Below are 12,208 nucleotides of genomic sequence, written 5' to 3' on the forward strand. Positions count from 1 at the left end.
ATGGCACCGTTTTTTAGGCCGGAAACGACCGGAACGGTACGGGTGTTGCAGTCATTACTGTCACCCTGGAAGGAGTTTGGCTCGAGCCTTGGTTCGGCGCCAAAGACTTCGGCAAGGATGCGGCGTTACAAGCCTTTTTCCTACTGTTCCGAAGTTGTTACGCCGACGCTTGTCGGTTGCAGTGCTTCGGTACAGAACGGTGAGCACCATGACGGTGCCAAACAAACATAGAGAATGTGGAGACCACCCCCCATGCAAACCGACACAACTCGCGAGAACCCGCAGGGCACCTTGCCGCAGGCCGCTGATTCGAATTCGGATCTGGCAGCCACCGCGCCTGGTCAACTGCGCGTGATCAAGCGCAATGGCACTGTCGTTCCTTACACCGATGACAAGATCACCGTCGCTATCACCAAAGCGTTCCTCGCAGTTGAAGGCGGCACCGCTGCCGCTTCGTCGCGAATCCATGACACCGTTGCGCGTCTGACCGAACAGGTCACCGCAACCTTCAAGCGTCGCATGCCGTCGGGTGGCACCATCCACATCGAAGAAATCCAGGACCAGGTCGAACTGGCCCTGATGCGTGCCGGTGAGCAGAAAGTTGCTCGCGACTACGTGATCTACCGTGACGGTCGTTCGAAAGAACGCGCTGCCCACGCACCGGCCGAAGAAGCGGTCAACGCGCACCCGTCGATCCGCATCACCCGTGCCGACGGTAGCCTGGCGCCGCTGGACATGGGTCGTCTGAACACCATCGTCACCGAAGCGTGCGAAGGTCTGGAAGAAGTCGACGGCGACCTGATCCAGCGCGAAACCCTGAAAAACCTCTACGACGGCGTGGCCCTGACCGACGTCAACACCGCGCTGGTAATGACCGCGCGTACCCTGGTTGAGCGTGAGCCGAACTACTCGTTCGTGACCGCCCGCCTGCTGATGGACACCCTGCGTGCCGAAGGCCTGGGCTTCCTCGGTGTGGCCGAAAGCGCCACTCACCACGAAATGGCTGACCTGTACGCCAAGGCACTGCCGGCTTACATCGCCAAAGGTATCGAGTTCGAACTGCTGAACCCTGTGCTGGCCTCCTTCGACCTGGAAAAACTGGGCAAGGCGATCAACCACGAGCGTGATCAGCAATTCACCTACCTGGGCCTGCAAACCCTGTACGACCGTTACTTCATCCACAAGGATGGTATTCGTTTCGAACTGCCACAGATCTTCTTCATGCGCGTGGCCATGGGCCTGGCGATCGAAGAGAAGCAGAAAGAAGACCGTGCGATCGAGTTCTACAACCTGCTGTCGTCCTTCGACTACATGTCGTCGACCCCGACCCTGTTCAACGCCGGTACCCTGCGTCCACAACTGTCGAGCTGCTACCTGACTACCGTGCCGGATGACCTCTCGGGCATCTACCACGCGATCCACGACAACGCCATGTTGTCGAAATTCGCTGGCGGCCTGGGCAACGACTGGACGCCGGTGCGTGCACTGGGTTCGTACATCAAGGGCACCAACGGCAAGTCGCAAGGCGTGGTTCCGTTCCTCAAAGTAGTGAACGACACCGCCGTAGCCGTTAACCAGGGTGGCAAGCGCAAAGGCGCTGTGTGTGCCTACCTGGAAACCTGGCACATGGACATCGAAGAGTTCATCGAACTCCGCAAGAACACCGGTGATGATCGTCGTCGTACCCACGACATGAACACCGCCAACTGGATCCCTGACCTGTTCATGAAGCGTGTCTTCGATGACGGCAAGTGGACCCTGTTCTCGCCATCCGAAGTGCCGGACCTGCACGACCTGACCGGTAAAGCCTTCGAAGAGCGCTACGAGTACTACGAAGCCCTGACCGAATACCCAGGCAAGGTCAAACTGTTCAAGACCATCCAGGCCAAAGACCTGTGGCGCAAAATGCTCTCCATGCTGTTTGAAACCGGCCACCCATGGCTGACCTTCAAAGACCCGTGCAACCTGCGCAGCCCGCAGCAGCACGTCGGCGTGGTTCACAGCTCGAACCTGTGCACCGAGATCACCTTGAACACCAACAAGGACGAGATCGCCGTTTGCAACCTGGGTTCGATCAACCTGCCGAACCACATCGTGGATGGCAAGCTGGACACCGCCAAGCTGCAACGCACCGTGAACACCGCCGTGCGCATGCTCGATAACGTGATCGACATCAACTACTACTCGGTGCCGCAAGCGAAGAACTCCAACGTCAAGCACCGTCCGGTCGGTCTGGGCATCATGGGCTTCCAGGACGCTTTGTACCTGCAGCACATCCCTTACGGTTCCGACGCTGCCGTCGAGTTCGCCGACAAGTCGATGGAAGCGGTCAGCTACTACGCGATCCAGGCCTCCTGCGACCTGGCTGACGAGCGTGGCGCTTACGAGACGTTCCAGGGTTCGCTGTGGTCCAAAGGCATCCTGCCGCTGGATTCGCAACAGATCCTGATCGAGCAACGTGGCCAGAAGTACATCGATGTCGACCTGAACGAAACCCTCGACTGGGCACCGGTTCGCGCCCGTGTACAGAAAGGCATTCGTAACTCGAACATCATGGCCATCGCACCGACCGCGACCATCGCCAACATCACTGGCGTCTCGCAGTCGATCGAACCGACCTACCAGAACCTCTATGTGAAATCGAACCTGTCGGGCGAATTCACCGTGATCAACCCGTACCTGGTTCGCGACCTGAAAGCTCGCGGTCTGTGGGACTCGGTCATGATCAACGACCTGAAGTACTACGACGGTTCGGTTCAGCAGATCGAGCGCATCCCGCAAGAGCTCAAAGAGCTCTACGCGACCGCGTTCGAAGTGGACACCAAGTGGATCGTTGACGCGGCCAGCCGTCGTCAGAAGTGGATCGACCAGGCCCAGTCGCTGAACCTGTACATCGCCGGCGCATCGGGCAAGAAGCTCGACGTGACCTACCGCATGGCCTGGTACCGTGGTCTGAAAACCACTTACTACCTCCGTGCCCTGGCTGCGACCAGCACCGAGAAGTCGACCATCAGCACCAGCAAGCTGAACGCTGTTTCCAGCGGCGGCAACCACGGCGACGATTCGGTTCTGGCGGCTCCTGCCGGTCCTGCTCCAGTGCCAAAGGCTTGCGCGATCGACGAGCCGGATTGCGAAGCTTGCCAATGACAGCCAGGTACAAATAAACGTATACATTCATCTAGAACTATCCATCAACCCCCTGATTCTCAGGGGGTTTTTTTGTTTACAGAAAAATTTGCTCTCCCTATACTCCAAAGCCTGAAATCACAGGTTATGGAAAACGTATACATTGAAAGCTTTCCGACTAAGATCATTCACTGCTACAGATGGCCTGCCTATGGCTGTCTTGGTAGATGAGGATGGCTCTCCTCTCTTCCTTCCAAATGTGTACGCAACCATCAAATACCGTGATAGGGGTGCTGCTCTAACTACCACCGGAAAGGTATTGCGCACTATTGGTATGGCCTACCTATGGGCACGCGCCAGATCGATAGATCTTCACGCAGCGATGCTTTCAGAGACATTCCTCTCCCTCGAACAGTGCGAAGACTTGGCTAACTTCCTGAGGATGAGTCGGCAGGGGCAGGATTCTGAGGTACAAGTAGCGAACTCGGTAAAACCGCAGAAGATCACTCGATTGGAGAAGGTGCGTGGAAGGATGGCTGATACTAAGTCAAACACTCATGCATCGGCAGAGGACGGCGGCTATCGAATTCAAACGATTGCCAGATTCTTTGATCACTATCACGAGCGTTTGTGTAACCAAGCACTACCTAGCGGTCAGATCAATCTTAAACAAGCTCGTGAACAGGCGATCAAGAGGTTTCGAGCTCTAGCCCCTCGAACAGGGACTACGCCTCAAGGAGACCCCGTTGAGGGCTTGCCTGAAACGGTGATGATCAAGGTCGATGGTGCCTTCACTCCTGGCACAGCTGAGAACCCATTCAAGAAAGGGTTTATCCAGACGAGAAATTACCTGATGTACCGAATTTTCTCGGACAACGGAATGCGCCGTAACGAGCTGAGATATGTGCGCGTAGAAGACGTAGATTATGCCCGCAAGAGAGTGATGGTTCGGGTTTCAAAAACGCGTCCACGAAGCCTCGTCATTTCGCAGAAAACGGCTGATGTCTATCGTACCTTTGTGAAAGACCACTGGAGCAAAATCCCTGTCAGCAAGCGCTCTCACGGCTACTTGTTTATCACACGTACCGGAAATCAAATTTCCGAGTCTGCCATAAACCTGATGTTCCAAGTAGCCAGAGAAAGCTCCGCCGCAATACCAGACTACCTTGCACCTCATTCCATGCGTAGAACATGGAACGACAGGCTGAGCAGGAAAATCGACGCGATGCCGCCTGAGAAGCGTATTTCTGCCGAAGAGGAAAAGAAAATTCGTATTCACAACAATGGATGGTCGAATGAGTCCCAACTGGCCTCAAGGTATGCAGCGCGGTCGATTCGCGAGAAGGCAAACAAAATCGCTGAAGAGCTAGCGAACGAAATTGCAGGTAAGGCGACATGAGAACTATCACAACCGCTTTACCCCCGGAGAGCGGCTGCAGCACTGAAACCATCTATAACAAACGGATCGTATTACTTGACGGACGCACGGTGGAAGTATCATTGGGTGTAAAGCTCACTATCCATGATAGAGACAGGAAGTCATGCCCTATCCACTTTGACATTTTAAATTCGCGCAATGCTTTACACGTTAGCCTCTTTGCATGTTTATCAACAATTCTTTCAACACATAGCCTTAGCTACGTATCAACAACCAGCCAAGCATTGCGTGTTTGGCTGTCTCACGAAGAAAATTCAAGTTGCACTACCGTAACTCTGAAAGAAATCAGCAGCATCCTGAGTATCAAACCATCGTATAGGGCTTTTATTATTCCAACCCTTCGCCGAGTCAAAGAATACTCTTTGCTTGGGCTATCGGATGAAGTTGCCAACTTTTTAGAAAACGAGCATAAGTGGGAGCAGAAAGGTGGCGGTTCATACTACACACTGATTACGAACGATCCTGAAAAGGGCGCGCTGACCAATCAGGAGCTCCACAACATTCACCTCTGCCTAAATGAAGGTTACGCACGCAAAAAGGTCTCTGTATATGAATACACTGTCTGCTGGTTTTTCATTGGCACAGGTGTAAGGCCGGTACAGGCCGCACGGATGACCCGTGGGGACGTAATAATTCACGATAGAGCAGGAATGGAGGTCACTCTTCGAATACCGCTGGCCAAAGGAGAGGGGCTCATTTCCAGCGAATACTGGATCAGAAAGGCTCCCACAGTTTTGGCTGAGTGCTTGATCAGGTATTTGGATATCTATGCCAACTCTCAATCCACCGATACTGATCCGCTATTCGGCGGCACGCCAAACGAGTTGGGCATACTCGCTACCAGAACTCTCGCGATGCTTCCGACATATTCGGAGCGTCTTGAAGGCCCGATCCACATTACGGCCTACAGATTCCGTTATACCATGGCCACTCGCGCTTTGGCACAAGGTGCATCCGATGCGGAAGTAGCTAGGCTGCTCACTCACCGGAGCACCTCATGCATCAAGTTCTACAGAGCTTCAATGCCGCAACTTCAGAAGCCAATCAGGCAGGCGGTCGGTAAAGAGATGGATTACTTCGCCAGCGCCTTCCAGGGGCGTCTGATTGAGCATCTCGATGAGGCTAGCCGTGCAGGAGATGGCGAATGCGTTATTGCTGACTATCTACGGTTGACTGGCGAGACGCTGGGCGCTTGCGGAACTCGCGCTGAATGCCACCAGCACGCCCCTATCGCCTGCCTGTCATGCCCATATTTTGAACCCTTGATTAATGCTCCTTGGGAAACCCTGATGGTCACGTTGATTGAGGATCAAAAAGTTGAAACCGAGCCACGTATCCAGCAGATCAATCACAATGCTATGGCAGCTATTCAGCAAATTATTACAGTGCGGGATAGCAGGATGACTGAGGCAGTGTCTTGACATGGGCGAGCTAGTACATTTCGCAGGCAAGTCCGAATTGGCGGCAAGCGCCAACCTTGAAAACTTTATTCTTCATGCCAAAGCTAATATTCCGTTCACCAATGTGATTTGGGATGAAAATAGCTGGGATATTACCAGCTTCAATATTGGTAAAAACCAAGGACGAAGGAAAGATATCGCTCATTTTAAATGCATGAGAGACCCTTCAAAAAACAAGTCGATTGTCGAAATACCATTTGAGCGCCCATTTCTAGAGTTCGCAAAATCGGCTTTCAGTGAAATCATGCGACGCTTTCGGCTTAAAGAATTTAAGCGTTATCTCTACGCAATGCAGGCGATAGAGCAGGCCCTATTGAATGCTGGCAGGAATGCATGCATAACTGCGCTAGATGCGACTGTATTAGACGATGCGGCACAGTTGCTACGTGAGCGCTTCAAAGATGCTTGGAGTGTCGGGCGCTGCCTGGAGCGCCTGCTAACCCAAATCATTGCACCCGCCAAGCTAACACCAACGTTTATTGAGTGGGTTTCTCCGATACCTTACAAACAGCAAATCCGGACGGATCGTGTTGCTCCGAAAAATAACGATCAGGTTGTTGGTCGCCTGCCTAGCGTACAAACCATTCTCGATCTCGCAGATATTCACCATACGAGTGAGCATATCCCGGATCGAGTCGTGACAGCGTTTGTTACACTAGCAATGTTCGCCCCCAGCCGGGGATCTGAGATCCTGTCGCTCCCATTGAACTGCATACGTCATGTTCAGAGCGACGAAGGCACGATGATGGGACTGGCGTGGGATCCGGCGAAGAACGGGGTGCCGCTTACTAAGTTCGCGGCATCGGAGCAATTCGAAAGGCTGGCGACAGAAACTGTCGATTTCTTACTTGAGCTGGGAATACCCGCCAGAAAGGCTGCATTGTGGTACGCACAGAACCCTGGAAGGCTGTACCTACCACCCGAACTTGAAAACCTAAGGGGGAAGCCTATTACCCTTTACGAAGCGTCCAAAATCTTAGGCAAAAAAACTGAGATCCATTCCAGCCACGCTGTTAGGTACGGTTTGGTGAGGACGGGGGGAAAAACAAGCGACCCTTTACGTGTAAGCGATCTAAAGGCCCGTGGCGCTGCACTTTTCGAATTTTCGTCACTCGAAAGCTTTGTGCTCAAAAAACTTCCTGAGATCTTTCCCATCCTAGATGGATCGACTGGATTGAAATGGCAGGACGCGCTATTCGTACTACCAGAGAACGTGCTGAATCCTACCGCAGAGTCGCTTTTCAATGTTCCCGCAGTCTTCAGTATTAATCAGATAAACAACCAACTTGGCTCCAACCCAAACGGCGTTACCATTTTTTCTAGGAACGGGAAAACGAACCGTGACGGGAGTCCAATGACTATCACGACTCACGGTTTCCGACACCTACTGAACACCCTTGCGCAGAGCAAGCACCTAAGCCAATCGTTGATTGCCTTTTGGTCGGGACGCAGGGATGTCCGGCAGAATGCGTGGTACGACCATTTACCTCAAGAGGCATTCATCGAAGCCTATCTCAAACTCGGTGACAACGTCGGAGGCTTATCCTCAGGAGAAGCACTGGGCGATAAACTGCACGCTCTGATTGCCAGCCATGGGCTGACAGAACGGGAAGCGATGGGCATTGAGCTAGGCGCAATCAGCATGACGCGCTATGGCCTCTGTAAACATGACTATGCCTTGACTCCATGCCCTCTAGATAAAGACTGCGTAAATTGTTCCGAGCATGTATTCGTGAAGGGTGACAGTCGCCATAAGGCAGAGGCTGAGTTTCAATTCAAAATGCACAAAAACGCTGTCGCTGCTGCCTCAGCAGCGCTAGCAAACGGCGAACCGGGGGCCTCACGCTGGCTCAAGCAGAACCAACCAAGAATGGAGCGTTGGGCTTTGGTACTTGAGAAAATGAATGATCCGACTATCCCTGATGGAACCATGATCACGCTCCCTCCACCAGAGAATACCCAATCCAAAACCGGCCTGGCTCATGCCGTTCGAATGATCACAACAGACAGTAAACAGCAGCAGGAGCCTTATTCCGCCGACGAAGCTGAGGCCGCTCTGCTGTCTTTGGAGTTCTTTTAATGGGCGCGCCGAAGATGACCGATGCGATAATCAATCAATCGGTAAATATACTAGATGGATGGGCAGGAAAGCTCACTTGGGATTTATACTTAGAGACTTTGGCCGTAGATGTAGGTCATCGATACACCAAGGCAGCAATGCTGAGACATGATCGAATTAAAGACGCTTGGGATCATGCGAAAGAGCGGTGCAGGAGTTCAGATGAGGGTTCATCCAAGTCTCCCGAAATAGCACTCATGGAAACTCGGAACAAAGAACTGGAAGAACGCGTACAACGCCTCACGCGCGAAAACAACAGGCTGCTTGAGCAATTTGTACGCTGGGCTCATAACGCCACTCGACGGGGAATGAGCTTTGAGGATTTAGAGCGACCTTTGCCGTACGTCAAAACCAAAGATCTATCCTGAATACAGGTCTTCTGCGAGGAAAGCGTAGGCCACCGAAGACAGCTGTCTGCGTTTTTGGATGCCTCGATTCGCTAGCATTCGAGTTGGAAAGCTTTGAGTCAAATGCTCGGGAGATACTTCGGACATTACCGTACTGCTGGAGACACGAATTGAAGCTAATCTCGATTTTTTGGAATCTCATCAGCCCCGACCGTTGCCCCAGCCATGAGAAAGCTCGTGAGCGCGAGTTCATCAGGGCAGCGAACAGCCTCAAAACCCTCAGGGTGACACCGGAGGGCGGTATGTCCATAGATCCTGAAGAGCTTCGCGAACAGATCGTCGCGTCACGTGAGCAGCTGAAGCAGCTTGTCCACAGACCAGACGCGCCTAGCAAATCATTCAGCGCGGCGGAAGATGCCGAGGTGGAAGCGTTAGTGAGTCCCACCGTAGAGGCTCCGGTGAGCGCCATGGACTGTATCGAGGTGGTGGCTTGGCGTCGGTTGCAGACTGGCGCTGCTGTGCGCTACGTGTGCCTCCAGTGTACAGGTACGGGGCGATTCACTGTGGCGACAGCCAGTCTGTTCACAAGAGCCATAGAGAGCCTCCCGACTTGGGTCGACGGAAATACCAACAGACAAATCGCGAATGCTCTACAGCTCGGTGAGCTCGAGTGGTACGCGACTGTTAGCGAGGCTATGGATGCATGGGATGCGGAGCTCTGAGGGCTACACCAGGCCTGGTCTTGGTCTTATATTCCTACGACCTAATGTTGGGCCGTGCCCCTTTGGGGATGGGCTGTCGTAAACCGAGCTATGGCGCAAGCGCCAGCGTCTCGGCCCTTCGGGCTTCCATCCCACACGCCTGCGCGCTCCGCTTGCCATGCCTACCAGGCACGTGATCACCTGACTTCGGTTCGAGCGGTCGCACAAGCTGTGCTACATCCATACCTCAATGGACTCACCGCTTTCGCATAGCTGAGGGTAGGTATCCACCCCTCTGTAATTCAAGCTTCGAAAAAAGCACGGCAGGCGTTCATTAAAGCAATTGCGTCATTTGAAGCTCGGTGGTGCCTGGTTGTCGGCAGTAGGCGATAAATATCGCTGGCAGCCTGCCGACCCACGAACACCTCCAAAGGCTTCAACTCGAAGGTAGGTCTCAGATCTGCTGCCTCATAAAGGACGTCGAACCAAAACACGTCTTGAGGTGAGTCGCTGCAAAGCACCTGCCCTGAAAACAGCTGATTCATTCGTTCTGCCACGCTGTGGGGGGGATCACCTTCCTGAAGCAAATGATCCTGAGTGAGACCATGCATGTCTTGCGCGTCAAACGACCAGTGCGTCCAGTAACGTGCTGGCCTTATCAACGAACTGAACGAGGTCTCACTCGACACGACGGCGACCTCAATGGGATAGCTATCAGGAGCTATTCCAGAAGCTTCAAAATCAACAAAAAACGAAGCCCGTTCCACCTTGCTGCTCCTGTTTTACGGTGGATTTTCAGCGGCTACACCGACTGCTTGTGTGGTTGCGCCGCCATCGCTCGCCAGCCGTTCTAGCTGTTAGTAGCCTGTGCAACTCGGTGATTTTGCAGATGCTGCATCTCACGCTCCCATTCAACCAAAAATTTATCCCAGTCTGTGGCGTAGGGCCCATCAGGAACGCGGGTCGACCCGATGCTTGCCTGATGGAACCGCTCCCTCCACGGCTGCGGGATAGTCTGCTCCAAAATGATGCCAATTCCGGATTTATGGCGCATCACCGAGACAGAGTTACGAACCTCAGTGAGCTCGAGTAGCCTATCGCTATAGGGGGTGTCGTTTCGCTCTTGGTCGGAGAGATCATCGAGGATGGCCAGGAGGTCGGATGCGTTGGGATCACCAGGGTGGAAGGTGGCAAGCGCCCACAGAGCCCTTCGCCTAGTTCTCTCACGCTCGCGGAGTAAATCGCAGGTCATTTAAGCCTCCTTTTCACAAAACAGGGCGGTGGTTATGGCGTGCCGCCTTCGGCGGATGGCTGGCGTGAACCGAGCCGTGGCAAGCCACGTCTCGGCCCTCCGGGCTTTCATCCAACACGCCTGCGCGCTCCGCTTGCCCACAGGCCAAGATCCTTAGACTCGGGCCATAGTCATCCCTTTACTTTAGACAGCCAGTATCTCAACGATGAAAAAGCAAAGATGCCATATTTGGTCTGCCGAGCATTGAAACCTACAATTGCCGCGATCAATGGGCTTGAGTCTGTTCCTCCCCCTTGCATTCTGCCAGCGAGCGCATGCTTCCCTTCTGTATGCGACTAAGCTCCCAACAACCTTGTTGTCAGCGATCAATCGTGGAACGTGGCAACGATCTTCGAACCCAGCGCCCATCAATCCATGCGATCAGACAGCGTAGATCTGAGACATGTCTCCATTAGCCCAGTCTAGGAGAGCTAGCCAAAGTCCATGGGGAATAGTCGTGCGACTCTCATGTCGATTGCGATATGAGAGTATCCGCAGCAGCTCAGGAGCTCGCTCAATAATGACTTCGCATACGGAGCGTAGCGCCTCAAACGAGGCGGCGCTCATGCCAATGACCGAGCTGTGCTGCAGTTTACGTACAGATAGATAGGACTCCTCGATCTTGATCGGGTATTCGTGAGCGATCTGCAATGCCAGAACACAGAAGCGGTCGGCACCAAGCGTCGAGGCGAGGCGCTCGATGGCTTCGAGCTCATGCAGGTTGTGCCTCGTTAAGGCTATCAGATTCCGCACTCTTCCCCCGGTAGCTCCCACCACTGTTCACTAATTCGCTCTCCCACGGCCCACGACTCCATCTGCTAGTCATGCGGCATTGCCCAGCGAACCTGGATCTTGCCGCGCTGTGAAGCAAGTGGAGCAAGTACCCCACCCACCGACAGACGTGTTACTTATAAAACTTACTGAAGCGGCTCGAAAGAGTTGCTGGCTCAATGGTTTCCCAGCTTTCTGGATCCGCCGTAACGCTGAACATTAGCCAGGCCCGCCACAGGAAAAAAGCAGCGACCATACTCGCTTCAATTGTCGCAAATACAGTAGTGTTATACATGTAATTCGGATCATCTTTGCCAAAGAGCATCAGCACTGGAAGTATCGATGCAAACCACCCTGCAACGAATGTCAGGCAAAAAGCTATAGCTGCCGTAAATGCCATAAAAATAGGAACTTGATATCTATAGTGAGTTGCGAACATTTTTTCGCCGCTCTCTTTCTCAAGTCCATATATAAAGCCGTCGTTTTCTTCTTTTTTGCTTTTATTCTTAAAAACGCCATACAACGTCACATTTTCGCCAGCTTCCAGTTCTTCGTAAAACTTATTCGTCAGCTGTAATTTCGGTATCACGGCCCCATCAATACTGACATTAGCCTTATACCCTCCACTTATACGATCCGTATGTCGAACGTAATCGACTTTCCCAGAAAACTTCACGCAATCAAATTTCATTACTACCTATCCCTGCCTTCGCTTAAAAAAACGCATTCGGTTCATGCCAGGAAGCCTTCAATGATGGTTGCACGTAGGCACGCGGAGGCCATTCAATGCACGCTCTATGGAGTGGCTCGCGTCAATGCCACCGAGCCATGTCCCACCAGCCCGCTTTCCTGATCAAACCATCGCCCCTGACGCCGTGACGCCTTGATCGACCACCGCCTGACGAACCTAGTGCCACGATAATATCACTATGATCTGTTTATCGAAACATGCTCC

General features: G+C 53.1%; 9 protein-coding genes. 6 read left to right on the forward strand and 3 right to left on the reverse strand.

The window, feature by feature from the left end; all coding sequences use genetic code 11:
• Nucleotides 1-252 precede the first annotated feature (252 nt).
• From HU718_RS22830 to HU718_RS22855, 6 genes are all read left to right on the forward strand, one after another.
• Complete coding sequence (locus tag HU718_RS22830) at nucleotides 253-3,147, forward strand: ribonucleoside-diphosphate reductase subunit alpha (protein ID WP_186614667.1); 2,895 nt, start codon at nucleotides 253-255, stop codon at nucleotides 3,145-3,147.
• Nucleotides 3,148-3,337: 190 nt separating this feature from the next.
• Entirely contained in the window at nucleotides 3,338-4,525 is a 1,188-nt protein-coding gene (locus HU718_RS22835) for a tyrosine-type recombinase/integrase (RefSeq protein ID WP_186614665.1), read from the forward strand.
• The gene (locus HU718_RS22840) at nucleotides 4,522-5,985 is read left to right on the forward strand and encodes a site-specific integrase (protein WP_186614663.1); all 1,464 of its coding nucleotides are present in this window, start codon (nucleotides 4,522-4,524) and stop codon (nucleotides 5,983-5,985) included. The genes HU718_RS22835 and HU718_RS22840 overlap by 4 nt, the downstream gene beginning before the upstream one ends.
• A 1-nt stretch (nucleotide 5,986) precedes the next feature.
• Complete coding sequence (locus tag HU718_RS22845; RefSeq protein WP_186614662.1) at nucleotides 5,987-8,104, forward strand: hypothetical protein; 2,118 nt, start codon at nucleotides 5,987-5,989, stop codon at nucleotides 8,102-8,104.
• Nucleotides 8,104-8,511, forward strand: coding sequence for a hypothetical protein (locus tag HU718_RS22850; RefSeq protein ID WP_186614661.1), 408 nt, complete (start codon nucleotides 8,104-8,106; stop codon nucleotides 8,509-8,511). Before HU718_RS22845 ends, HU718_RS22850 begins: the two co-directional genes overlap by 1 nt.
• A gap of 149 nt (nucleotides 8,512-8,660) precedes the next feature.
• Nucleotides 8,661-9,212, forward strand: a complete 552-nt coding sequence (locus HU718_RS22855; protein ID WP_186614660.1) for a hypothetical protein — start codon at nucleotides 8,661-8,663, stop codon at nucleotides 9,210-9,212.
• Between the two features lie 281 nt (nucleotides 9,213-9,493).
• Here HU718_RS22855 and HU718_RS22860 read toward each other — a convergent pair whose 3' ends face one another.
• From HU718_RS22860 to HU718_RS22870, 3 genes are all read right to left on the reverse strand, one after another.
• On the reverse strand, nucleotides 9,494-9,958 hold the full coding sequence (locus HU718_RS22860) for a 3'-5' exonuclease family protein (protein ID WP_186614659.1): 465 nt from the start codon (nucleotides 9,956-9,958) through the stop codon (nucleotides 9,494-9,496).
• Nucleotides 9,959-10,041: 83 nt separating this feature from the next.
• Nucleotides 10,042-10,443 (reverse strand): hypothetical protein, encoded by a 402-nt coding sequence (locus tag HU718_RS22865; protein ID WP_186614658.1) that lies wholly within the window; start codon nucleotides 10,441-10,443, stop codon nucleotides 10,042-10,044.
• A gap of 943 nt (nucleotides 10,444-11,386) precedes the next feature.
• On the reverse strand, nucleotides 11,387-11,944 hold the full coding sequence (locus HU718_RS22870) for a hypothetical protein (RefSeq protein ID WP_186614656.1): 558 nt from the start codon (nucleotides 11,942-11,944) through the stop codon (nucleotides 11,387-11,389).
• Nucleotides 11,945-12,208 lie beyond the last annotated feature (264 nt).

It is taken from the genome of Pseudomonas tensinigenes (genome assembly GCF_014268445.2).
GTDB classification, from domain to species: domain Bacteria; phylum Pseudomonadota; class Gammaproteobacteria; order Pseudomonadales; family Pseudomonadaceae; genus Aquipseudomonas; species Aquipseudomonas tensinigenes.

What these genes read in the sequence shown, in the direction of transcription:
- HU718_RS22830 (WP_186614667.1), top strand. Translation starts at nt 253, where the DNA reads ATGCAAACCGACACAACTCGCGAGAACCCGCAGGGCACCTTGCCGCAG.
- HU718_RS22835 (WP_186614665.1), top strand. Translation starts at nt 3,338, where the DNA reads ATGGCTGTCTTGGTAGATGAGGATGGCTCTCCTCTCTTCCTTCCAAAT.
- HU718_RS22840 (WP_186614663.1), top strand. Translation starts at nt 4,522, where the DNA reads ATGAGAACTATCACAACCGCTTTACCCCCGGAGAGCGGCTGCAGCACT.
- HU718_RS22845 (WP_186614662.1), top strand. Translation starts at nt 5,987, where the DNA reads ATGGGCGAGCTAGTACATTTCGCAGGCAAGTCCGAATTGGCGGCAAGC.
- HU718_RS22850 (WP_186614661.1), top strand. Translation starts at nt 8,104, where the DNA reads ATGGGCGCGCCGAAGATGACCGATGCGATAATCAATCAATCGGTAAAT.
- HU718_RS22865 (WP_186614658.1), bottom strand. Translation starts at nt 10,443, where the DNA reads ATGACCTGCGATTTACTCCGCGAGCGTGAGAGAACTAGGCGAAGGGCT.
- HU718_RS22870 (WP_186614656.1), bottom strand. Translation starts at nt 11,944, where the DNA reads ATGAAATTTGATTGCGTGAAGTTTTCTGGGAAAGTCGATTACGTTCGA.